Annotated in this window: 16 protein-coding genes; 8 read left to right on the plus strand and 8 right to left on the minus strand. The window is 71.1% G+C overall.

Features of this window, described 5'->3' with window-relative positions:
• The 4 genes from HL652_RS10500 to HL652_RS10515 form a co-directional block, all read right to left on the minus strand.
• Complete coding sequence (locus tag HL652_RS10500; RefSeq protein ID WP_253743787.1) at positions 1 to 765, minus strand: nucleoside triphosphate pyrophosphohydrolase; 765 nt, start codon at positions 763 to 765, stop codon at positions 1 to 3.
• Between the two features lie 279 nt (positions 766 to 1,044).
• Positions 1,045 to 4,668, minus strand: coding sequence for a transcription-repair coupling factor (gene mfd / locus HL652_RS10505; RefSeq protein ID WP_171705272.1), 3,624 nt, complete (start codon positions 4,666 to 4,668; stop codon positions 1,045 to 1,047).
• 46 nt (positions 4,669 to 4,714) lie between these two features.
• Positions 4,715 to 5,299 carry an aminoacyl-tRNA hydrolase gene (gene pth / locus HL652_RS10510; RefSeq protein ID WP_171705273.1) on the minus strand — a complete coding sequence of 195 codons (585 nt, stop codon included), beginning with the start codon at positions 5,297 to 5,299 and terminating at the stop codon, positions 4,715 to 4,717.
• 10 nt (positions 5,300 to 5,309) lie between these two features.
• A complete protein-coding gene (locus tag HL652_RS10515) occupies positions 5,310 to 5,924 on the minus strand; it encodes a 50S ribosomal protein L25/general stress protein Ctc (RefSeq protein WP_171705274.1) in 615 nt (204 codons plus the stop codon).
• Between the two features lie 235 nt (positions 5,925 to 6,159).
• Here HL652_RS10515 and gndA point away from each other — a divergent pair, with 235 nt between their 5' ends.
• Positions 6,160 to 7,617, plus strand: a complete 1,458-nt coding sequence (gene gndA / locus HL652_RS10520; protein WP_171705275.1) for an NADP-dependent phosphogluconate dehydrogenase — start codon at positions 6,160 to 6,162, stop codon at positions 7,615 to 7,617.
• Between the two features lie 358 nt (positions 7,618 to 7,975).
• Here gndA and HL652_RS10525 read toward each other — a convergent pair whose 3' ends face one another.
• The gene (locus tag HL652_RS10525; protein WP_171705276.1) at positions 7,976 to 11,992 is read right to left on the minus strand and encodes an AAA family ATPase; all 4,017 of its coding nucleotides are present in this window, start codon (positions 11,990 to 11,992) and stop codon (positions 7,976 to 7,978) included.
• Between the two features lie 144 nt (positions 11,993 to 12,136).
• On the opposite strand from HL652_RS10525, the gene HL652_RS10530 reads away from it, so the two are divergent.
• On the plus strand, positions 12,137 to 13,423 hold the full coding sequence (locus tag HL652_RS10530; protein WP_171705277.1) for a ThiF family adenylyltransferase: 1,287 nt from the start codon (positions 12,137 to 12,139) through the stop codon (positions 13,421 to 13,423).
• A gap of 49 nt (positions 13,424 to 13,472) precedes the next feature.
• On the opposite strand, the gene HL652_RS10535 is transcribed toward HL652_RS10530, so the two are convergent.
• Both HL652_RS10535 and moaA read right to left on the minus strand, forming a co-directional pair.
• Positions 13,473 to 13,727, minus strand: a complete 255-nt coding sequence (locus HL652_RS10535) for a MoaD/ThiS family protein (RefSeq protein WP_171705278.1) — start codon at positions 13,725 to 13,727, stop codon at positions 13,473 to 13,475.
• Positions 13,727 to 14,836, minus strand: a complete 1,110-nt coding sequence (gene moaA, locus HL652_RS10540; protein WP_171705279.1) for a GTP 3',8-cyclase MoaA — start codon at positions 14,834 to 14,836, stop codon at positions 13,727 to 13,729. The genes HL652_RS10535 and moaA overlap by 1 nt, the downstream gene beginning before the upstream one ends.
• A 154-nt stretch (positions 14,837 to 14,990) precedes the next feature.
• Here moaA and HL652_RS10545 point away from each other — a divergent pair, with 154 nt between their 5' ends.
• The 5 genes from HL652_RS10545 to HL652_RS10565 all read left to right on the plus strand — a co-directional run bounded on the left by HL652_RS10545 (position 14,991) and on the right by HL652_RS10565 (position 21,801).
• Complete coding sequence (locus HL652_RS10545; protein ID WP_253743180.1) at positions 14,991 to 16,304, plus strand: molybdopterin molybdotransferase MoeA; 1,314 nt, start codon at positions 14,991 to 14,993, stop codon at positions 16,302 to 16,304.
• A complete protein-coding gene (gene moaC / locus HL652_RS10550; protein WP_171705280.1) occupies positions 16,297 to 16,776 on the plus strand; it encodes a cyclic pyranopterin monophosphate synthase MoaC in 480 nt (159 codons plus the stop codon). Before HL652_RS10545 ends, moaC begins: the two co-directional genes overlap by 8 nt.
• Positions 16,773 to 17,765: a molybdenum cofactor biosynthesis protein MoaE gene (locus HL652_RS10555; RefSeq protein ID WP_171705281.1), complete on the plus strand. Its 993-nt coding sequence runs from the start codon at positions 16,773 to 16,775 to the stop codon at positions 17,763 to 17,765. The genes moaC and HL652_RS10555 overlap by 4 nt, the downstream gene beginning before the upstream one ends.
• Before the next feature lie 140 nt (positions 17,766 to 17,905).
• Positions 17,906 to 18,802 (plus strand): FAD binding domain-containing protein, encoded by an 897-nt coding sequence (locus HL652_RS10560; protein ID WP_171705282.1) that lies wholly within the window; start codon positions 17,906 to 17,908, stop codon positions 18,800 to 18,802.
• The gene (locus tag HL652_RS10565) at positions 18,799 to 21,801 is read left to right on the plus strand and encodes a molybdopterin-dependent oxidoreductase (RefSeq protein ID WP_171705283.1); all 3,003 of its coding nucleotides are present in this window, start codon (positions 18,799 to 18,801) and stop codon (positions 21,799 to 21,801) included. Before HL652_RS10560 ends, HL652_RS10565 begins: the two co-directional genes overlap by 4 nt.
• Before the next feature lie 407 nt (positions 21,802 to 22,208).
• Here the strand turns inward: HL652_RS10565 and HL652_RS10570 are convergent, their stop codons facing one another.
• The gene (locus HL652_RS10570; RefSeq protein ID WP_171705284.1) at positions 22,209 to 23,126 is read right to left on the minus strand and encodes a LysR family transcriptional regulator ArgP; all 918 of its coding nucleotides are present in this window, start codon (positions 23,124 to 23,126) and stop codon (positions 22,209 to 22,211) included.
• 69 nt (positions 23,127 to 23,195) lie between these two features.
• Between HL652_RS10570 and HL652_RS10575 the strand changes: the two genes are divergently transcribed.
• Complete coding sequence (locus HL652_RS10575) at positions 23,196 to 23,819, plus strand: LysE/ArgO family amino acid transporter (protein ID WP_171705285.1); 624 nt, start codon at positions 23,196 to 23,198, stop codon at positions 23,817 to 23,819.
• Positions 23,820 to 23,844 lie beyond the last annotated feature (25 nt).

The raw sequence follows: 23,844 nt of genomic DNA on the forward strand, positions 1-23,844 counted from the left end.
TCAGCCGCCGATGTTCCGTCGTTCGGTCGCCGGCTCGGCCGCAGCATCCGTCGTCATCCCCGCCGCCGCATCCGTCTCGACTGCCGTCACCTCGGCCGCCGTCACCTCGGCGCGCAGCGCGCGGAGGGCGGTGCGGAGCGCCCGCTCGGGGTCGAGGCCGCGGGCGCGGGCGGCGCCGACGACGGAGAGCAGCTGCGCCCCGAGCTCGGCTTCGTCGGCGGCTGGGGCGTCGAGCGGCACCTCGGGCGCGCTGACGCCCAGCTTCGCCGCCTTGCCGAGGAGCTTGTCGGCGAGAGCGAGGGCGGGCATGCCGAGCGGCACGCCGTCGAGCACGCTGGTGCGGGTGGGCTTCTCGGCGGCCTTGAACGAGTCCCAGGCGTTCTCGACCTCGCCCGCGGTGCTGAGGTCGAGGTCGCCGAAGACGTGCGGATGCCGCCCCACCATCTTCGCGGTCATGTGCGCGGCGACATCGTCGATGGTGAACTCCTCGCCGGGCGTGTGCGCGGCGATGTCGGCGTGGAACACCACCTGGTAGAGCACGTCGCCGAGCTCCTCGAGCAACTCGTCGCGCGACCCCGCCTCGATGGCGTCGATGAGCTCGTGGGTCTCCTCGGTGAGGTAGCGCACGAGCGACTCGTGAGTCTGCTCCGCATCCCACGGGCACCCGCCCGGCGCCCGCAGCAACGCGGTCACCGCCACCAGCCTCTCGAGCTCGCTCGACGCATCCGGAAACGGCATCGGCAGGGGCGTCGGCTTCTCGCTCATGCCCCGAGCCTACGTCGCACGATCCGACACCTCGAATATCGCCTCAATCTTTGGTGAGGCAATATCATGTTTACGGGTGTCCCGGATCGGGACATGGATCATCGCACAAGGAAGGTTGACACATGTTCACCGGCATACTGCCCCGCGGTGTGGCTACGATCGCTGCACTAGTCCTCTCCACCGGCATTCTGAATGTCACGATCGGGCAGGAGCCGCAGACGTACCATCCAGACTGATTTCTGCGCCCCCGACCGACAAACCTACGCGGTTGCGTCGACGTCAGGCCGACGCCGCCGTGCCCGCCGGCTCCGCCTTCGCCGCGGGGAAGAGGGCGTCGAGGAGCTGGGAGGCCCAGGCGATGAGGTCGGCGTCGGCGAGCGGGGCGCCGTCGACGACCGGCATGGGCAGCGAGATCGAGCTGGTCTGCGCGAAGTACTTCGAGCCCGGGTACATGCGCTTCAGGCGCACCTGCAACGAGTCGGGCAGGTCGGCGGGGGCGATGCGCAGGTTCGAGCCCATCGTCACCACCTCGCTGAGCGACGCCTTCTGAGCCTGGCGGCGGAGGCGCGACACGGCGAGCAGGTTCTGCACCGGCTGCGGCGGCTCGCCGTAGCGGTCGGTGAGCTCCTCGACGACGTGGTCGATCGAGTCGTCGGAGGCGGTGGGCGCCGAGGCGGTCGAGAGCTTCTGATAGGCCTCGAGGCGCAGCCGCTCGCTGTCGACGTAGTCGTCGGGAATGTGAGCCTCGACAGGGAGCTCGAGCCGCAGCTCGGTCTGGCCCTCGGCGACGTCGCCGCGGAAGGTCGAGACTGCCTCGCCGATCATGCGCAGGTAGAGGTCGAACCCGACACCCGCGATGTGCCCGGCCTGCTCGCCGCCGAGCAGGTTGCCCGCCCCGCGGATCTCGAGGTCTTTCAACGCCACCTGCATGCCCGAGCCGAGCTCGTTGTTGGCGGCGAGGGTGGAGAGCCGGTCGTTCGCGGTCTCCGACAGCGGCTTGTGCTCGTCGAACAGCAGATAGGCGTAGGCGCGCTCGCGCCCGCGTCCCACACGCCCGCGCAGTTGGTGCAGCTGCGACAGCCCGTACTTGTCGGCCCGGTCGACGATGAGCGTGTTCGCGTTGGCGATGTCGATGCCGGTCTCGATGATCGTGGTCGACACGAGCACGTCGAACTTGCGCTCCCAGAAGTCGACGATCACCTGCTCGAGCACGTGCTCGTTCATCTGCCCGTGCGCCACCGCGATGCGCGCCTCGGGCACCAGCTCGGCGAGCTGCGCGGCGACCCGGTTGATCGACGACACCCGGTTGTGCACGAAGAACACCTGCCCCTCGCGCAGCAACTCACGACGGATGGCGGCCGCGACCTGCTTGTCGGAGTACGGCCCCACGAAGGTGAGGATGGGGTGGCGATCCTCCGGGGGCGTCGCGAGCGTCGACATCTCGCGGATGCCGGTCACCGCCATCTCGAGCGTGCGCGGAATGGGCGTCGCACTCATCGCGAGGATGTCGACGTTCGTCTTCAGCTTCTTCAGCGCATCCTTGTGCTCTACACCGAACCGCTGCTCCTCGTCGATGATGAGGAGGCCGAGGTCTTTGAACACGATGGTGTCGCTCAGGATGCGGTGGGTCGCGATGACGACGTCGACGGTGCCGTCGGCGAGCCCCGCGATGGTCTCGCGCGACTCCTTCTCGGTCTGGAAGCGGCTGAGCGCCTTGAGGTGCACGGGGAACCCGGCGAAGCGCTCCTGGAAGGTCTCGAGGTGCTGCCGCACGAGCAGAGTGGTGGGCACGAGCATGGCGACCTGCTTGCCGTCTTGCACCGCCTTGAACGCGGCGCGGATGGCGATCTCGGTCTTGCCGAAGCCGACGTCGCCGGAGAGCAGCCTGTCCATGGGGATGGGCCGCTCCATGTCGGCCTTCACCTCGTCGATGACGGTCAGCTGGTCGGGCGTCTCCTGGAACGGGAAGGCCTCTTCGAGCTCGTGCTGCCACGGCGTGTCGGGGCCGAAGGCGTGACCCTTCGAGGCCATGCGCGCCGAGTAGAGCTTCACGAGCTCGACGGCGATGTCGCGCACGGCCTTGCGCGCCTTGCCCTTGGCGGCCGCCCAGTCGCTGCCGCCCATCTTGCTGAGGCCGGGGGCCTCGCCGCCGACATAGCGGGAGAGCAGGTCGAGCTGGTCGGTGGGTACGTAGAGCTTGTCGCCCGGGTAGCCGCGCTTGCTCGGCGCATACTCGATCACCAGGTACTCGCGCGTGGTCTTCACCGCGTTGCGGCCGCCGCTGGACACCTCGCGCTGGGTGAGCTCGAGGAACTTGCCGATGCCGTGGGTCTGGTGCACCACGAAGTCGCCGGCCTTGAGCTGCAACGGGTCGACGACGTTCTTGCGCCGGCTCGCGAGCTTCTTCACCTGGCGGTTGTCGTAGCCGACGGTGCGCCCGTAGAACTCGGTCTCGCCGATGAGGGCGATCTTGAGCTCGGGCAGCTCGAAGCCGTGCTCGACGCCGGCCTGCACGAGGTAGGCGGCCCCGGGCTCGGGATCGGCGGGGAGGTCGTCGACGATACGGGCGGCGACCTCGCGCTCCCCGAGCACGTCGGCGGCGCGCTCGACGAGCCCCTGGCCTTTGGCAGCCACGGCGACGACCCACCCGTCGGCGAGCCGCGACGCCACGTGGGCGATGGCCCCGTCGGCGTTGCCCGAGAAGCTCGGCACGGCGTCGGCCTGGATGCGGATGGTGAGGTGCTCCTCGAGCTCGCGGTGCTCGGGCAGCACCTCGCTCTCGTCGGGGCCGAGCTGGAACTCGCTGAGCGTCCACCAGGGCCGGCCGGTGCCGGCGGCGTGCCGCAGGTCGGTGAGGGTGATGAACTCGCCCGAGGCGAGGTCGATGGGGGCCTCGGCGCCCGCGGTGGCGGCTGTCCAGGCCGCGGCGAGGAACTCGCGGTTCGTCTCGGAGAGGTTCACGGCGCGCGTCGCCACCCGCTCGGGCGACACGACGGCGACGGCTGCGCCCTCGGGCAGGTAGTGGGCGATGGTGACGAGCTGGTCGAGCAGGGCGGGGGCGAGCGACTCCATGCCCTCGACCGGGATGCCCGCCGAGATCTTCTCGAGCATGCCGGCGAGGCTCGGGAACTCGTGCTGCATCTCGCGGGCCCGCTGCCGCACCGGCTCGCTGAGCAGCAGCTCGCGGCTCGGCGGGAGCACGACCTGCTCCACCGGGTCGGGCAGCGACCGCTGGTCGGCCACCGAGAACGCGCGGATCTCGTCGACCTCGTCGCCGAAGAAGTCGACGCGGTAGGGGTGATCGGCGATCGGCGGGAAGACGTCGAGAATGCCGCCGCGCACCGCGTACTCCCCGCGCCGCGTGACCATGTCGACGCGCGAGTAGGCGAGTTCGACGAGCTGCAGCGACAGCGCCGAGAGATCGAAGCCGCGGGCGCCCTTCTCGAGCACGATCGGGTCGAGGTCGGCGAGGTTCGCCGCGATCGGTTGCAGGGCGGCCCGCACCGAGGCGACCACGACGATCGGTTCGGGGTTCTGACCGGCATCGGATGCGCGCTGCCAGTCGACGAGACGCCGCAGGGCGTCGATGCGGCGGCCCACGATCTCCGCACTCGGGCTGAGGCGCTCGTGCGGGAGCGTCTCCCAGGCCGGGAACTCGACGATGCACGCGGCGGGCAGGTAGCTCGCGAGCGACTCGCGGAGTTTCTCCGACTCGCGGCCGGTGGCGGTGACGACGAGCATCGCCGCCGGGAGACCGCGTTCGACACGCCGGTTCAGCATGGCCGCGAGGAACGGCCCGCGGATGCCTTCGGGCATCGAGAAATCGCTGTCACGGCCGGCGTTCGCCAGCCCTCGTTCCACCGTCGAGGCGCGCGAGAGCGCAGAGATCAGGCCCTGAAGCATGCTCCCGAGTTTACGCGCCCCCACCGACACCCGGCCGCGCAGGGGCTCAGCCCGTATGCACCTTGAGCTGGGCAGCGGTGAGGCCCGATCCTGCGATCAGTTCGACCGCATCCGCTGCGTCGACGATGAGGTTGGGGAGGGTGTCGCGTTCGGTGCTGGAGAAGTTCTGCAGCACGAAGTCGGCGGCCTGCTGCCGGCCGGGGGGCCGTCCGATGCCGACGCGCACGCGCACGAAGTCGGCGCTGCCGGTGGCGGCGATGATGTCGCGCAGGCCGTTGTGGCCGCCGTGGCCGCCGCCCTGCTTGAGCTTCAGGGTGTCGTAGGGGATGTCGAGTTCGTCGTGCACCACGATGAGCTGCTCGGGCGCCAGACCGTAATACTTCAGCAGCCCGTTGGTCGGCCCGCCCGACACGTTCATGTAGGTGTTCGGCTTCGCCAGCACGAAGCGCGGGCCCCCGGGGACAGTTCGTCCTTCGGCGACCCGCGCGTTCGCTTTGTGCGGCTTGAACGATGCGCGCATCCGTTCGGCGAGTTCGTCGACCACCATCTGGCCGACGTTGTGCCGGTTGGCCGCGTAGCCGGGCCCGGGGTTGCCGAGCCCGACCACGAGCCACAGATCGGATGCGCTCATGCGAGAGGTGCTACTCGGCCTCGGGCTCGGGGGTGACGGACTCCTCTTCACCCTCGCCCTCGGCGGGTGCCTCGTCGTCGGTGTCGGCGACCGGCACGGTGATGCCGACGACGACCATGTCCTCTTCGCTCAGGAGGGTCGCGCCCTTGGGCAGCTCGAGCTCCTTCGCGTGCACCAGGGTGCCCTCCTCGAGGCCCTCGATCGAGAGCACGATGCGCTCGGGGATGTTCGTGGCCTCGACCTCGAGCAGCACGGTCGCGGCATCCTGCGTGGCGATGGTGCCCGAGAACGACTCGCCCTCGAGGTGCACGGGCACCTCGACCTGGACCTTCTCGCCCTTGCGCACGACGATGAGGTCGATGTGCTCGATGATCTGCAGCACGGGGTCTTTCTGCACGTCCTTGACCAGGGCGAGCTGCTCGGTGCCGTCGATGTCGAGCTCGAGCACCTGGTTCGCCTTGCGCAGGATGAGCGCGGTCTGGTGGCCGGGCAGGGTCACGTGCTGCGGGTCGGTGCCGTGGCCGTAGATGACGGCGGGGATCTTGTGGGCGGCACGGATGCGGCGGGCCGCCCCCTTGCCGAACTGGGTGCGGACCTCCGCAGAGACCTTGTTCTCGTCAGCCATGATGTTCTCCTTCTGCGGCGAGCATCGTGGCCCGCCTGATTCGTATGATTTTCAACTCGACCGCGTGAAGCGAGAGGAAAGACGGTTCAAGGTCCAGCCCACCGCGTCGATAACGGATGCTCGTGCCGGCCCTCGCAGAGCCGCCGCGGCATCCCTCGCCGAAGTTCAGTCGCCCAGCCTACCGCATGCGCTCTACTACGCTGGAGCCATCCACCTCTTCCAAGGAGCAACACGCATGTCTGAAGCGTCGGGAACCGCCAACATCGGAGTCGTCGGGATGGCGGTGATGGGCTCGAACCTCGCCCGCAACCTCGCCAGCCGCGAGGGCAACACGGTGGCCGTCTACAACCGCTCCCCCGAGCGCACCCGCAAGCTCGTCTCGGAGCACCCCGAGGCCGGTTTCGTCGCCTCGGAGTCGATCGACGACTTCGTCGCCTCGCTGGCGAAGCCGCGCACCGCGATCATCATGGTGCAGGCGGGGGCCGGCACCGACGCCGTCATCTCCGAGCTGGCCGAGCGGTTCGAGCCGGGCGACATCATCGTCGACGGCGGCAACGCGAACTTCCACGACACCATCCGCCGCGAGAAAGACGTCTCGGCAACCGGCATCCACTTCGTCGGCACCGGCATCTCGGGCGGCGAGGAGGGCGCGCTGAACGGCCCGTCGATCATGCCCGGCGGCACCGCCGAGGCCTACAAGACGCTCGGCCCCATCCTCGCGTCGATCGCCGCGGTCGCCGAGGGCGAGCCCTGCGTCACCCACATCGGCACCGACGGGGCCGGTCACTTCGTGAAGATGGTGCACAACGGCATCGAGTACGCCGACATGCAGCTCATCGCCGAGGCCTACGACCTGCTCCGCACCGTGACCGGCCGCGAGCCGGCCGAGATCGCCGAGGTGTTCGACGCCTGGAACTCGGGCGACCTCGAGTCGTACCTCATCGAGATCACCGCCGAGGTGCTGCGCCAGGTCGACGCCGACACGGGCAAGCCCTTCGTCGACATCGTGCTCGACCAGGCCGGCGCCAAGGGCACCGGCTCGTGGACCGTGCAGAACGCCCTCGATCTGGGTGTGCCGGTCGGCGGTATCGCCGAGGCCGTGTTCGCGCGCTCGGTGTCGTCGAAGCCCGAGCAGCGCGCTGCGGTGCAAGGTGTCGTGACCTCGCGACCCGACGTCGTGTCGGTGGATGTGGACTCGTTCGCCGACGACATCCGTGCCGCCCTCTACGCCTCGAAGGTCGTCGCCTACGCGCAGGGCTTCGACGAGATCATCGCGGGCGCCGCTCAGTACGACTGGGACATCGACAAGGGTGCGGTGGCGAAGATCTGGCGGGCGGGCTGCATCATCCGAGCGCAGTTCCTCAACCGCATCGTCGAGGCCTACGAGAACAACCCGAAGCTCGCGACGCTGCTCGAAGACCCGTACTTCGCGTCGGCTGTGGCCGACGGCGAGGCTGCGTGGCGGCGCGTGGTGTCGACGGCGGCGCTGTCGGGCGTGCCGATCCCGGGCTTCGGCGCGGCGCTGTCGTACTACGACTCGCTCGCGACGAAGCGGCTCCCCGCTGCGCTGGTGCAGGGGCAGCGCGACTTCTTCGGCGCCCACACGTACAAGCGCGTCGACCGCGAGGGCACCTTCCACACCCTCTGGTCGGGCGACCGCTCCGAGGTCGAGACCGAGCCCTCGACCCACTAGGCGGGCGCGGCCGCCGGCCCGCCCCGCCCCGCCTCGCGGGTTCGCCTCGATCGACCCGTCGCAAAACGCCCCTTCCGCTGCGCGGAGGGGGCGTTTTGCGCCAGGTCGATCGTTCGTGCTGGGTGCTGGGTGCGGGGCGCGTCAAGTTGGTCGCGCAAACTGCTCCCCAGCGCGCGTGAAGGAGCACTTTGCGCGACCAAGACAGCCCACCAGGGAGGGTGCTGGCCAGAGTCCACCTGCGCGAGGGCGGCGCGGGAGCGGGATGCTTGCAGGCCTCAGCACGATGGTCGCGCAAAGTGCTCTCTGGTGTAAGTGGAGGAGCAGTTTGCGCGACTAATGGGCGCGCAATGGGGTGGGGTCAGGAGGCCGCGCGCTCGGGGGCGGGGCGGTCGGGCGCGGCGGGCCCGGGGGCGGGGGCGGGGCGGTCGGGCGCGGCGGGCTCGGGCGCGGCGCGGTCGGGCGCGGCGGGCTCGGGCGCGGCGCGGTCGGGCGCGGCGCGCTCGGCGGCGACGCGCTGGCCGACGACGGCGGAGACGCCGTCTTGGCGCATGGAGACGCCGTAAAGGGCGTCGGCGATCTCCATGGTGCGCTTCTGGTGCGTGATGACGATGAGCTGGCTGGTGGCGCGCAGGTCTTCGAAGATGGTGAGGAGCCTGCCGAGGTTGGCGTCGTCGAGGGCGGCCTCCACCTCGTCCATGATGTAGAACGGGCTGGGGCGGGCCTTGAAGATCGCGATGAGCAGCGCGACAGCCGCGAGCGACCGCTCGCCGCCCGAGAGCAGCGACAGGCGCTCGATCTTCTTGCCGGCGGGCTTCACGCTCACCTCGATGCCGGTGGCGAGGAGGTTGTCGGGGTCGGTCAGCGAGATCGAGCCGGTGCCCCCCGGGAAAAGCACGGGGAAGACCTTCGTGAAGGCCTCCTGGGTGTCGGCGAACGCGCTCTCGAAGATCGACTGCATGCGCTCGTCGATCTCGTCGATGATGGTAAGCAGGTCTTTGCGGGTGTTCGTGAGGTCGGTGAGCTGCTCGCTCAAGAAGCGGTGCCGCTGCTCGAGCGCGTCGAACTCCTCGAGCGCGAGCGGGTTCACGCGCCCGAGCTCGGCGAGCTTGCGCTCGGCCTTCGCGAGCCGCTGCTGCTGCTCGGCCCGCACGAAGGGGTGCCCCTCGGGCTCGGCCGGCTCGACGTCGGCACCAGTCGAGCGCTCGTCGAGGCCCTCGCCATCGCCATCGATCGCCGCCGCCGCAACCACGTCGCTCGAGGCATCGCCGGCAACGGATGCGCGCGCCGAGCCCTCAGGCACGATCGCCCGGAACGCATCGTCGTCGTCGCTCTCCGCCGCGAGCCGATCGGCCTCCAGCTGCTCGGTCGCGGCGCGCACCGCCGCCTGACTGGTGTCGATGATGGCTACGGCGGAGTCGTCGGGGATGAGCTGATCGGGCCCGTACTCGGCGACGAGCACCTCCTCGACGAGTCCGAGCTCGCTGGCCGCCCGCTCGAGCAGGCCCGAGAGGTGCAGCTTCTTCTCGTAGATCTGCAGCTCGAGCCCGTGCACGTTCTCAGTGATGGCCTGCAGCCTCTCGCGCAGGGTCGCCTCCTCCCGCCGCAGGGCGAGGAGCTCCTCGTTCTGCTGCGCGCGCTCGGCCTCGCGCTGCGAGAGCTCGAGCCGCGCCGCAGCCACGGACCGGTCGACGGAATCGAGCACCGCGGGCAGCGCCTCGGCCACGTCGGTCGCCGCCGCGATCTGGCGTCGACGGATGACGGCACGCCGCGCCGCCGCCTCGGCCGCCGCCCGATCGGCCTCGAGCTGCTTCTCGAGGGCCGCCGTTCTCGCCTGCTCGGCGCGCACGCGCTCCCGGGCGGTCTCGACACCGAGCCGCGCCTCGACCTCCCGCTCACGCGCGATCTCAAGCTCGGCGAGCAGCCCCTCCCGGGCGCTGGCGTCGAGGATCGGGCGGGGACGCGCCCTCACCACGTCGAGCTCGGCCCTCGCCTTCTCGGCGGCCTGCTCCGCCTGCGCGACGTTCTCCTCGGCGAGCTTCGACGACTTTCCGAGCCGCTCGAGCTCGGCACCGGCGGCATCGAGCTGCGCCTTCAGCCGGCTCACCCTCTCGCTGCGGGCGGCGAGCTTCGCGTCGAACTCGCGCAGGGCGGCGAGCGCCTTCTGCGACTGCTCCTTCGCGACCTGCACGACACCGCGTTGCTCGGCGAGCTCGAACCGTGCCCGCTCGATGATGGAGTGCTCCTCGGCGAGCAGCACCGCTGCCGAGTCGCGCTCGGCGACGAGCTCGATGCGCGACCGCGTCGCCCCCGACCCTCCCCGGAGCACATACCTCGTGAGCACCTCTCCCGCCTTCGTCACCAGCGTGAGCGAGGCGAGCTGGGCCGGGGTGGCATCGCCGACGGCCGCCCCGGCGTTATCAGGAGCTCCGGCACCGCCGCGAACGGCGTCTTCGATCGCCGCCCACGCCGCACGCGCCGCCTCGAGATCGTCGGCCACGGCCACCGCGCCGAGCACGCCGAGCACGCCGGCAGGTGCCGTCACGACATCGACGGCGGGAACCACCCCCGACAGTGCGTCACGACCCGACGCTCCACGGGCCCGCTCGAGGAGGTCAGGAGCGATCTGCGTGCCATCCTCGCCGGCCGCGCCGGCCCCACTGTGGCGCCCCGCACCCGGCTCCGCGATCACGAGCTCGACCCGCCCCATGTCGCCCGCAGCCGCAGCCGACGCCGCGGCGACCGCCGCCCCCTGGTCGCTCGCCAGCACCGCGTCGGCGAGGCTGCCGAGCGCCGCCGCGACAGCGGCTTCGTAGCCGGGCGACACCTTCATGTGCTCCGCGACGAGACCCGCGATGCCCTCGAGCCGCGCGGCGACGAGCTCGGCCGAGCCGTCTTTCTGGTCGAGTGCCATGCCGAGGGCGCTCGTGCGAGCCGCCAGAGCGTCGCGCTCGCGCTCGTGCGTGTGCAGCTCCTCCCGGAGCCGCTCGATCTCGGCCTCGGCCTCGAACACCTGTGACTGGGCGAACTCGTAGCCCTCGTCGAGACCGGTGGCGTCGAGCTCCGACTCGGCCGACTCCTCCTCGGCCTCGGCGTAGTCGGCGGCCGCCCTCTCGCGTCGGGCCTCGGCAGCCTCGAGCGCGTTGCTCTGACGCAGCACTTCGCCGCGCACCGCGGCCAGCCGGGAGTTGGCCGACTCGAGCTGGCCCGTGAGCTTCGAGAGCTCGAGGTCGTGCTTCGAGACGAGCGAGCTCTGGTAGGCGATCTGCTCGTCGAGGGCGTCGAGGGCCGACCGCGCCGAGACGGTGGCCTGCTGCGCCGCCTCCCATCGCTCGTGCGACGCCGCCACCTCGCCCTGCAGGCGCTCGGCCTCGTCGCGCGAGTCGGCGACCATGCCGGGGCTCACGCTCGGAGACGCCTCGGGCATCCCCTCCTCCCCACCGAGCAGCGCGAGCCGCTGGCTGGCCAGGTTGAAGAGGTTGCGCAACCGTTCCTGCACCGACTCGAGACCGAACGCGGTGCGCCGCGCGAGGTCGACGGCGTCGCCCACCTGCGCCTGCTCGAGGCGCCCGATGCGCAGCTGGTTCTGCTCGAGCCGCTCCTGCAGCACCATGCGCTCGGTGTGCCGCTCGTTCTCGCTGCGCGCCGCGGCGTCGAGGGCAGCACGCAGCCCCACCACCTCGTCGGCCAGCAGTCGTGCCTTGGCATCACGCACGATGGCGGCGATCGACTGCGCCTGTTTGGCCACCTCGGCCTGCCGGCCCAGCGGCTTGAGCTGGCGCCTGATCTCACCGGCCAGGTCGCTCAACCGCGTGAGGTTGCCCTGCATGGCGTCGAGCTTGCGCACCGTCTTCTCTTTGCGGCGGCGGTGCTTCAAGATGCCGGCCGCCTCTTCGATGAAGCCGCGCCGACCTTCGGGGGTGGCGTGCAGCACGGCATCGAGCTGCCCCTGCCCCACGATGACGTGCATCTCGCGCCCGAGCCCGGAGTCGGAGAGCAGCTCCTGCACGTCGAGCAGACGGCACCCCTCGCCGTTGATGGCGTACTCGCTGCCTCCGTTGCGGAACAGCGTGCGCGAGATGGTGACCTCGCTGTAGTCGATGGGCAGCGCACCGTCGGTGTTGTCGATGGTGAGGGTGACCTCGGCCCGGCCGAGCGGCCCCTTGGTCGAGGTGCCGGCGAAGATGACGTCTTCCATCTTCCCGCCGCGGAGCGTCTTGGCCCCCTGCTCCCCCATCACCCATGCCAGCGCGTCGACGACGTTCGACTTGCCCGAGCCGTTCGGGCCGACCACGCAGGTGACGCCCGTCTCGAAGGCGAAGGTGGTGGGGTTGGCGAAGCTCTTGAAGCCCTTGAGGGTGAGGCTCTTCAGATACATGCTCCACCCCTTTCGCTCCGGCCGACGGGCGGGACTGCCCGAGCGGTGAGCACTACGGTATCGAATCGCCCGCCCGATCACGGTCGGCGCGACGACACTGTTGATGGATCCGCCGCATACGCTGGTTGTGCAGAAAGGACTCCGATGCCCCGCCAAGCCCTCGTCTCACCGGCAGCCGACCTCACCCGCGCCGAGCTCACCCGCTACGCGCGCCAGATCTCCCTCCCCCACATCGGGCTCGACGGGCAGCGCCGGCTGAAGAACTCCCGCGTCGTCGTGCTCGGTGCGGGTGGCCTCGGCTCACCGGTCCTCCAGTACCTCGCCGCCGCCGGCGTCGGCACGATCGGCATCGTCGACCACGACACCGTCGAGGTGTCCAACCTGCAGCGCCAGACCATCCACCCGGATGCTGCGGTCGGCTCCCGCAAGACCGCCTCCGCCGCGGCTGCGGTGCGCGCTCTCAACCCCCTCGTCGAGGTGATCGAGCACGACGTCGAGATCACCCCCGACACCGTGCTCGAGCTCGTGTCGGAGTACGACGTGGTGGTCGACGGCACCGACGCCTTCGAGGTGCAGTACGTCATCGACGCCGCCTGCGCCCTCGTCGGCAAGCCGATGGTGTGGGGCTCGGTGCTGCGCTTCGACGGCCAGGCCACCGTGTTCTGGGCGACGGCCGAGGGCGACGGCGCCCGCACCCTCGACGACCTCTACCCCGAGCAGGGCTCCGACCCCGCGGAGAGCTGCGCGGTCGCCGGTGTGCTCGGGCCGGTGTGCGCCGCGATCGGTGCGGTCATGGCGACCGAGACGCTCAAGCTGCTGGGCGGCTGGGGCGAGGTGCTGCTCGGCCGCCTGCTCGTTCACGACGCGCTCGACGCGAGCTGGCGGGAGGTGCCGTTCGGCAAGTCGGCGATCCGGCCCGGCACGAAGGGCGCGACCCGCGGCGCCGCCAACATCGGCGAGCCCTACGACGCGAAGGTGCAGGGCGTCGGGGCCTCCAGCCCCGCGACCCGCCTCTTCGAGCGGCAAGCGGGCAACACCGCCAAGCCGACGACCACGACCACGACCACCACCGAGAGCGAATCTGCCCCGCCTGCCCCCGCATCCGTCTCCCCCTCCGAGCTCAAGGAGATGCTCGACGCCCGCGAGCGCGGCGATGCCGACTTCGTGCTCGTCGATGTGCGCGAGAGCTACGAGCACGAACTCGTCGCCATCGACGGGGCTCATCTCGTTCCGCTCGCGCACGTGCTGAGCGATGCGGCGCGCGAGGTGCTTCCGCCGCAGGAGAAGGTGGTGCTGTACTGCCACCACGACACCCGTTCGGCGCACGCCGCCCAGCTGCTGCAGCAGAACGGATGGGACGACGTCGTGTTCGTGCGCGGCGGCATCGACGCCTGGGTGCGCGAGATCGAGCCCGACAAGCCGCGCTACTGAGGGAGCGGCGACGAAGCGATGCGTCACGATGCGACGCGAAACCCCCGGCTCACCCCCCGGCGAACGGCGGCAGCACGTCGACCGTGTCGCCGTCGGCCAGCACCGTCGAGAGCTCCTTCGTCGCCCGCGTGTTGTGCAGAAAACTGCATCGCCCGAGCACCGTCGCCGTCGTCGTGGCGTCGGCCGACCCGGCCGCGAGCTCGTCGAGCACCGACGCGATGGTGCGTCCGGCCGCGTCGAGCTGCTCCGACGGTCGGCCGAGGGCTGCCTTGGCCGCCGCGAAATAGGTGAAGGTGACGCTCATCAGCCGCCGATCGCGCTCATGGGGCGCTCGGGCTGGGTGAAGCCGAGCTCGTTCATGCGGTGCCCGGCGGGCTTGGCCCACATCGCACCGCGCCAGAGGTCGGCGACCTCGGCGTCGCCCGCTCCCGCCCGCATCGGGCCGAGCAGGTCGATCTCCTCGTGCGAGAACAGGCAGCTGCGCACGGCACCCTCCGCGGTGAGCCTGGTGCGGCGGCAGTCGGAGCAGAACGGCTCGGTGACCGAGGCGATCACGCCGACGAGTCCGAGCATCCGCTCGTCTCCGTGCTCGCGCACCTCGAACAGCTCGGCGGGGGCACCGTCGCGCGGCGCGGAGTCGGGCGTGAGCGTGTAGCGCTCGGCGAGCCGCTCGCGGATGCCCTCGGCCGTGATCATCGACTCCCGACTCCAGCCGTGGTCGGCGTCGAGCGGCATCTGTTCAATGAAGCGCAGCTGGTGCCCTCCGGCGAGCGCCCAGGCGAGCAGGTCGATGGCCTGGTCGTCGTTGATGCCGGGCATGAGCACGGCGTTGATCTTCGTGCGGGTGAGACCGGATGCGCGCACCGCGTCGATGCCCGCCAGCACCCGATCGAGGAAGGGTCGCCTGGTGATCGCGGCGAAGGTGTCGGGGTGGATCGAGTCGAGCGACACGTTCACCCGGTCGAGCCCCGCCTCCGCGAGCGCCTGGGCGCGCGAGGCGAGGCCGATGGCGTTCGTGGTGAGCGAGATCTCGGGCCGCGGCTCCAGGGCGGCGACGGCGCGCACGATGTCGACGAGGTCGCGCCGCAGCAGCGGTTCACCCCCGGTGAAGCGGATCTGCCGCACCCCGAACTCGGTGACGGCGATGCGCGCGAGCCGCGTGATCTCGTCGAGCGACAGCAGCGCCGGCGGCGGGAGGAACGGGAGCCCCTCGGCGGGCATGCAGTAGGTGCAGCGGAGGTTGCAGCGATCGGTGAGCGAGATGCGCAGATCGGTGGCCTCGCGACCGAAGCGGTCGAGCAGGGTCGGCACGGCGGGGCGCTCGGAGGGAAGCGACGCGACCCCTCCGTCGGCGCGGCCGGCGGGGCGCGGGTCGCCCGCGCGCATCCCCGGCATGCCCAGTGCGACACTCATTCCCTCAGCGTAACCCGGCATCGGGTGAGTGCTGTCAGGGAGAACGGATGCGCGGGGCGGCATGAGAGACGACGGCGTGGTCGGAATGAACGACGCGGTCTCTCGACGCAGACGCACGAGCCTCCCGCCGGGCGGCGTGGGGCAGGATGGAGACGTGCGAACCATCGACGACCACCGGCGCGAGATCACGGCGTTGCTCACCCCCGTCGGAGCAGCGCTCGGGGTCGACGTGCTCGCGGTCGACGCCGCCGTCATCGCCGCCGCACCCGAGCTGTACCGCCGCCGCGTTCTCGCCGACGACCTGCGCGCGCCCTCGAGCCTTCCCGCCTTCGACAACTCGCAGATGGACGGCTACGCCGTCGTCGCCGCCGAGCTCGCCGACGCCACCGCCGACTCCCCCGTCACCCTGCGCGTCGTGCAACGCGTCGCCGCGGGTGACGCCGGCGGCGAGCACCTCGCGGGCACGGCGACGCCGATCATGACCGGGGCACCCGTTCCGCACGGCGCCGACGCCGTGGTGCAGATCGAACGGGCCGACCCGCCGGTCTTCCCCGCCGAAGTGCGGGGTCACCTCGGCTCGGGGCCCGCCGATGCGTCTGAATCTGCCCCTCTCGTGGCATTCGGCTCACCCGTCGAACCCGGCACGTTCATCCGTGCCGCCGGCAGCGACGTCGCGGTCGGCGAGGTACTCCTGCCCGCAGCGACCGAGCTCGGGCCCGCTCAGTTCGGCGTGATCGCCGGCACCGGAGCCACCGAGGTCGCCGTGCGGGCTCGCCCGAGGGTGCTGCTGGTGTCGACGGGGCACGAGATCCGTGACCCGGGGGCGCAGCTCGCGCCCGGCCAGATCTACGACGCCAACAGCGCGGCGCTCACCACGGCGCTGCTCGAGATCGGCTGCGCGGTCACCCCGCTGCCCTGCCGCTCCGACGACGACGACGACCTGCTGGCACTGCTCGCGGAGCACGCCCCGCAGCACGACGTGGTCGTGACGATCGGTGGCGTGAGCGCGGGCGTGCGCGAGGTGGTGCGCGACGCGCTCGGGCCGCGCGGCGTCGCGTTCATGAAGGTGGCGATGCAGCCCGGCGGCCCGCAGGGGTTCGGGATGCTGCGGCTGGGCGAGACGGGTTCGCTCACGATCCCCGCGGTCTGCCTCCCCGGCAATCCGGTGAGCGCGCTGGTCTCGTTCGAGGCCTTCCTGCGCCCGGCGCTCCGCGCGGCTCTCGGCCTGCCGCGGACGCTGCGCGAGACCCGGAGGGCGCCGGCCGCGCATCCGTTCACCTCCCCACCCGGGCACCATCAGCTGCGCCGCGGCGTGCTGAACGGCGACGGAGCGCTCGAACTCGTGGGCGGGCCCTCGAGCCACCTGCTCCACTCCTACGCGGCCTCGACGGTTCTCGTGCACGTGCCGGTCGGCACGGCCGAGGTCGCGGCGGGCGACGAACTCGACTACTGGAGGATCGATGGCTGACGGCGACGAGCTCACCCACCTCGCACCCGACGGCTCGGCCCGCATGGTCGACGTCTCGGAGAAGTCCGTCACGAAGCGGCAGGCGACGGCGCAGGCCGTGCTCACCACCACCCCCGAGGTGATGCGGCTGCTGGTGGCGGGCGAGCTGCCGAAGGGCGAGGCTCTGGCGGTGGCGCGGGTGGCCGGCATCCTGGGTGCGAAGCAGACCTCGTCGCTCGTGCCGCTGTGTCATCCGCTGCCGATCTCGTCGGCATCCGTCGACTTCGAACCCGCCGAATCGTCGGTGCGCATCGTCGCCACGGTGAAGACGACCGGCGTGACCGGGGTGGAGATGGAGGCGCTGACCGCCGCCTCGATCGCCGCGCTCACGGTCTACGACATGATCAAGGCGGTCGACCGCGCTGCGGTGATCGGCGAGGTGAAGGTGCTCGCCAAATCGGGCGGGGCGAGCGGCGACTGGGAGCAGGCATGAGCGGCGGCAGGGTGACGGATGCGCGGGTCGTCGTGGCGTCGACACGCGCCGCGACCGGGGTGTACTCCGACGAGACCGGCCCGCTCATCAGGGAGTGGCTCGAGACCCGCGGATGGGCCGTCGCCGTCGAGGTGGTCGCCGACGGCGAGCCGGTCGGCCGGGCACTGCGCGCGGCGATCGACGCCGGTGCGGGTCTCGTCGTCACCACGGGTGGCACGGGAGCGAACCCCACCGACCGCACGCCCGAGCAGACGCGGCCCCTGCTCGACCTCGAGCTGCCCGGGGTGGCGGAGGAGATCAGGCGGCGGGGCACCGCCGCGACCCCGTTGTCGGTGCTGTCGCGCGGGGTGGCGGGGGTGGCGGGGCGCACGATCGTGGTGAACCTGCCCGGGTCGCGGGGTGGGGTGCGCGATGGTCTCGCGGTGCTGGGGGATGTGTTGGAGCATCTCGTGGATCAGGTGCACGGGGGCGATCATGCGCGCGGGGGCGGGCACGCGACGGGTAGCGCTGAGATCACGGCTCCGGCTCCAAGTCCGGCTCCGGCTCCGGCTTCGGCTCCGGCTCGAGGGCGAGTCGCGCTGGCGCGGGTCTCCGAGACTCCGATCACCCTCGAGGAGTGCTCCGACGCCGTGGCTTCAGCGACAGCGGGGGCGGTCGTGACCTTCGCCGGTGTGGTTCGCGACCACGACGAGGGCCGTGGTGTCACCGCGCTGTCGTACACCGCGCATCCCGATGCCTCGGCTTTCCTGCAGGCATCGGCCGAGCGCATCGCGGCAGCTCACCCGGAGGTGGCGGTGGCGGTCACGCACCGGGTCGGCGATCTCGCCATCGGCGACCTCGCGCTCGCGGCAGCCGTCTCGTCGGTGCACCGGGCCGAGGCCTTCGCCGCGTGCGCCGCCCTGGTCGACGACGTGAAGGCGACCGTGCCGATCTGGAAGGAGCAGTCGTTCGACGACGGGACGAGCGAGTGGGTGGGCGCGCTGGGCTGACCACCCACCACCGGGCCGTTCGACCTCCCTTCTCCACAGGTGCGCCCATGAAGTGACTTACCCCCAAAACAGGGCTTCGTTACATCTCAGACACATTCCTGCGCTTCACTGAGGGGAGCACCAAGCGAACGGAGCGCCACGTGGACCTCAACACCGTCACCGCCATCCATCCCGCACGCTCCCGGTCCGACCTCGCCGCCCTTGGTGAGGGCGTGGCGCCACTGGCGGGTGGCTCGTGGTTGTTCTCGGAGCGGCAAGACCATCTCACCGCACTGGTCGACCTCATGGGGCTGCGCTGGGAGTCGCTCGTCCCCGGTGATGAGGGCCTCGAGGTCGCCGCCACCTGCACGTTCGCCGAGCTCGCGGCGATGCCGTCCCGGGGCGATTGGCCCGCGCATCCGCTCTTCTATCAGTGCTGCACCGCCCTGCTCGGCTCGTTCAAGGTGTGGAACGTGGCGACCGTCGGCGGCAACGTGTGCGCCTCGCTCCCCGCCGGCCCGATGACCTCGCTGTTCTCGTCGCTCGACGCCGAAGCCCTCGTGTGGAGGGCCGACGGATCCGACGAACGGGTGCCCGTCGCCCGTTTCGTCACGGGCAATGGCACGAACGTGCTCGGCCCGGGCGACGTGTTGCGCTCGTTCCACGTGCCCACGAGTTCGCTCGAGGCGCGCAGCGCCTACCGCAAGATCGCGCTCTCGCCGCTCGGCAGGTCGGGCGCGGTCATCGTGGGGTTGCTGCGCACCGACGACTCGTTCCTGCTCACCGTGTCGGGCGCGACCGTGCGACCGGAGCAGCTGCGCTTCGACGCGCTGCCCGGCGCCGAGGAGCTCGCGGCCCGAGTGGGCGCGATCGACAGCTGGTTCACCGACCCGCACGGTGCCGCCGACTGGCGTCGCTCCGTCTCCACCGCGCTGGCCCTCGAGATCCTGAACGAGCTGGGGTTGCCGCCGGGTGAGTCCCCGCTCTCCGACTACACCACCGAGCGGTATGTTCCAGAGACTTCTGCGGCCGGCGGCGACGAAGGAGAAGCACGATGAAGTTCGTCATGAACGGCCGCCAGCTCGATGCCGATCCAGCTCCCGGGCAGTGCCTGCGCACCTTCATCCGCGAGCAGGGCGGCTACGAGGTGAAGAAGGGCTGCGACTCGGGCGACTGCGGGGCGTGCTCCGTCATCGTCGACGGCACGCCCGTGCACTCCTGCATCTACCCCGCCTACCGGGCCGAAGACCGCATCGTCACGACCGTGGCCGGCTTGGGCGACCCCGACGACCTGAGCCCCGTGCAGCAGAGCTTCGTCGACAACCTCGGCTTCCAGTGCGGCTTCTGCACCGCCGGCATGGTCGTGACGGCCACCACTCTGAAGCCCGAACAACTCGGCGACCTGCCGCGCCTGCTCAAAGGCAACCTCTGCCGCTGCACGGGCTACCGGGCGGTCGAGACCTCCATCCGCGAGGGCGTCTGCGCAGCAGCGGGCCTGCGAGGCGGCACGGATGCTGCGGGCGGTTGCGGAGGCGTGTGCGGTTCATCGTCAGGCTCGGCGAGTCACACGGCAACGGGTCTCGACGCGGGCGGCGCGGCGGCTGCGGACGCCGCGGTAGCCGATGCCGCCACTCCGAGCCACTCCGTCGCCGACGTCACCGCAACATCCGGAGACACGGCACCCGCCGGTGCTGCGGGGCTTCCCGAAGATGCGCCGGCGAGCGTTCCCACGCCGCGCACGGTGGGGACGTCGGTGCGACCGCCCGCTGCTCGCCGCATCGTGTCGGGTCGTGAGCCGTACACGCTCGACGAGCCCGTGCCCGGCGCACTGCACCTGAAACTCGTGCAGAGCCCTCACGCGCACGCGCGCATCCTCTCCATCGACACCACCGCGGCGGAGGCCCTTTCCGGGGTGCACGCCGTGCTCACCTCCGCCGACTCTCCCCCGCGGCTCTACTCGACGGGCCGCCACGAGTTCCGGGTCGACGACCCCGACGACACGATGCTGTTCGACACCGTGGTGCGGTATCGCGGCCAGCGGATCGCCGCCGTCGTCGCCGACTCGATCGCCATCGCCGAGGCGGCCTGCCGACTCGTCCGGGTGGAGTACGAGCTGTTGCCCGCAGTCTTCGACCCCGAAGATGCCCGCCGCCCGGGAGCACCGCTGCTGCACGGCGACAAGTCGACCGAGATCTCGCGCATCGCGGAACCCGAGCGCAACGTCATCGCCTCCGTGCACAGCGAGATCGGCTCGGTCGCCGAGGCCCTCGAAGCGTCGGATGTGAGGGTCTCGGGAACGTGGCAGACCCACCGCGTCTCGCACGCCGCCCTCGAGACCCACGGCTCCGTCGGCTGGCTCGACGACGACGGTCGTCTCGTGGTGCGCACGAGCTCGCAGGTGCCCTTCCTGGTGCGCGACGAGCTCGCCCACGTGTTCGGCCTCGACCCTGCCGAGGTGCGGGTGTTCACCGCGCGGGTCGGCGGCGGGTTCGGGGGCAAGCAGGAGATCCTCACCGAAGACGTCGTCACCGCCGCCGTGCTGAAGACCGGCAGGCCGGTTCAGTTCGAATTCACGCGGAGCGACGAGTTCACCATCGCGCCCTGCCGGCACCCCATGCGCGTGAAGGTCGAGCTGGGCGCGAACCGTGACGGCACACTCACGGCGATCGCGCTCGACGTGCTGAGCGACACCGGGGCCTACGGCAATCACGGGCCAGGGGTCATGTTCCACAGCGTCGGTGAGACGGTGAGTCTGTACACGGCAGCGAACAAGAAGATCGACGCCGAAGTCGTGTACACGAACAACATCCCGTCGGGGGCGTTCCGCGGGTACGGGCTCGGGCAGGTCGCGTTCGGCATCGAGTCGGCGATGGACGATCTCGCCCGCGAGCTCGGCATCGACCCGTTCGAGCTGCGCCGCCTCAACGTCGTCAAGCCGGGAGACCAGCTTGTCGCCGCGCACGTCGAGGGCGACGACCTGGTCTTCGGCAGCTACGGACTCGACCAGTGCCTCGACCTCGTCGAGGCCGCCCTGCACCGGGGCGCCGGCACGACCGACCCCGTCGTGGATTCCGCTGCAGCGGCTCTCGCGACTCCCGCGGGCGGCGCGATACCCGCCGTGGTGAGCGCACCCGAGGGCCCGGAGTGGCGAGTCGGCACGGGCATGGCCGCTGCGATGATCGCGACGATGCCGCCTAGGGGTCACTTCTCCACGGTGTCGATGTCGCTCGAGTCTGACGGTAGCTATGTCGCGGCGGTGGGCACCGCGGAGTTCGGCAACGGCACCACCACGGTGCACACGCAGATCGCCTCGAGTGTGCTGGGGACGGCGGCGGAACGCATCCGCATCCGTCAGTCCGATACCGATGCCTCGGGCCACGACACCGGCGCGTTCGGCTCGGCCGGCAGCGTCGTCGCGGGCAAGGCGCTCTACTCGGCGGCGCTGTCGCTGCGTGCCGCCATCCTGCGCACCGCGTCGGAGCTGGTGGGCGCCTGGAGCGAGGGCCACCTCGAAGCCGACGGTGTGCGCATCGGCGAGCACTTCGTGACACTGTCGGAGATCGCGGCGGCCGCGGGCGGCTCGCTCTCCGCCGAGGGCACGGAGGACGGTTCGAAGCGCTCGATCGCGTTCAACGTGCACGGGTTCACGGTGGCGGTCAACACGACGACCGGTGAGGTGCGCATCCTGCAGTCGGTGCACGCCGCCGACCCCGGTGTCATCCTCAACCCCGAGCAGTTGCGCGGGCAGATCGAGGGCGGGGTAGCGCAGGCGATCGGGTCGGCGCTGTACGAGGAGATGATCCTCAAGGACGGCTACGTCACCACCCAGGTCTTCCGCAGCTACCACCTCCCTCAACTCGCCGATGTGCCCGTCACCGAGGTCTACTTCGCCGAGACCGAAGACTCGGTGGGCCCCTTCGGCGCCAAGTCTATGAGCGAGGCTCCGTACAACCCGGTCGCCCCCGCCCTCGCCAACGCCGTCCGCGACGCCATCGGCGTCCGCCCCCACGAACTCCCCCTCTCCCGCGACCGCGTCTGGAGGTCCCTCCAGGGCTGACCCCGTTCCCGGCCCCTCCCGCCCCCGCACCAGCCGGACCTCGACCGCCGACCTCCGCATCCCCGCAGGAGACGCGCGCCGGCGAGCGATGACCCGAACGCCGACGACAGAACCGCAACTCACGCGGGCCATCGCCCGGTGATCCGAGGGGTAGCAGCACGTCACAACGGTATGAAAATCGTCAGGCAGCACGTCAGAACGGTACGAGAATCGTCGCACCGAGCCCGTTTGGGGGCTTGGGGAATGAATCTCATACCGTTCGCCCAAGGTGGGAGGGCCTCGATCGAGGGAAGACCATGAGGGGGCACCGCAGCGCAGCGGCGGCGCCCCGATGGCGCGAGGCGGGGCGCGGCAGTACGCCCGCGGAGGGCGCGGGGCGACGCGCAGAGCCGCGCGCGCCGCGCGGGTCAGGGGCGGAGGGCGCGGGCGGCGGCCGCGCGGACGGCGGTGGCGGTGCGGGCGAGGGCGGCGGTGTGGAGTTGCCACTGCTGCCAGTGCAGCACGACGTCGATGTGGTGGGTGGGGTCGAGGGCGACCAGGGGGTCGTCGTGGTGCACCTGGAGGTCGGGGACCATGCCCCAGCCGAAGCCGCGGCGCACGGCCTCGACGAAGTCGGCCGACGAGGGGACGAGGTGGCAGGGTGGCGACGACGGGTCCACGCCGCGGCCGACGAGGTAGCGGTGCTGCAGCTCGTCGGCGCGGTCGAACACGACGATCGGGGCCCGCGACAGCGCCGCGAGTGCGTCGTCGCCGCCGAACCAGCGCTCGACGAAAGCCGGCGACGCCATCGGACGGTAGCGCATCGACCCCAGGACGACCGACGAGCACCCCTGCACGGGTACGGGGTCGGTGGTGATCGCCGCCATCACGGCGCCCTCGCGCAGCAGTTCGGTGGTGCGGCTCTCGTCGGCGCGGTGCAGCTCGAAGGCGATCTCGTCGGCGAGAGGCTGCAGCGCGGGCAGCAGCCAGGTGGCGAGCGAGTCGGCGTTGACGGCGAGCGGCAGCGGCTGCAGGCGCGGCGCGTCGTCATCGTGAGAGTGGTCGGGGTCGCCGTCGACGGATGCCCCTTCCCGCCACAACGCCGCATCCGCATCGCGCCCGAGCGCGTCGACCTGGCGGGCGAGCCGCAAGAGCACCTCCCCCGACGGCGTCGGGCGCACCGGCTTGCTCCGCTGCAGCAGCACACGCCCGGTCTCCGTCTCGAGCGACCGGATGCGCTGGCTGATCGCCGAGGGCGTCACACGGAGTTCGCGGGCGGCCGCCTCGAAGGTCCCCGTGTCGACAGCCGAGCGGAGGGCGTCGAGTCGAGCCTGATCGAATCTCATGAAGCCATGCTAATGACTGAGAAAAAACATTAGCTGGCTTGATGACAGAACGGTCCCTATCGTCGAAGGGTGCACACCGCCTCCCTCGACCCGCTCGCCCTCCTCGCCGGTCTCGGCTTCGGACTCTCGCTCATCGTCGCGATCGGAGCCCAGAACGCGTTCGTGCTGCGGCAGGGACTCCTCCGCCGACACGTGCTCGCGGTCGTCGCGGTGTGTGCCCTGTCGGACGTGGCCCTCATCGCCCTCGGCATCGCCGGCGCGGGCCTCGTCTTCGAGGCGGTGCCGTGGCTCACCACCGCCGTGCGCATCGCGGGTGCGGCCTTCCTCCTCGGCTACGCCGTGCTCGCCGCCCGCCGCGCGCTCCGGCCGGCCGCCCTCACCGCCGATGAGCAGCGCTCCTCGCCGGGGCTCGCCGCCACCGTTCTCACCTGCCTCGCCCTCACCTGGCTGAACCCCCACGTCTACCTCGACACCGTCGTGCTGCTCGGCACCGTGGCGAACACGCACGGCGACTCCCGCTGGCTGTTCGGTGCCGGGGCGGCCCTCGGCAGCATCCTGTGGTTCAGCGCCCTGGGCTACGGCGCCCGGCTGCTGCAACCGGTGTTCGCGCGCCCTCTGGCCTGGCGCATTCTCGACGGTGTCATCGCGCTCGTCATGACCGCCATCGCGGTGTCGCTGATGCTCGGTCTCTGACGCCGACTGCGTCACGAGGCACCTC

The sequence above is a fragment of the Herbiconiux sp. SALV-R1 genome, from assembly GCF_013113715.1.
GTDB lineage: Bacteria > Actinomycetota > Actinomycetes > Actinomycetales > Microbacteriaceae > Herbiconiux.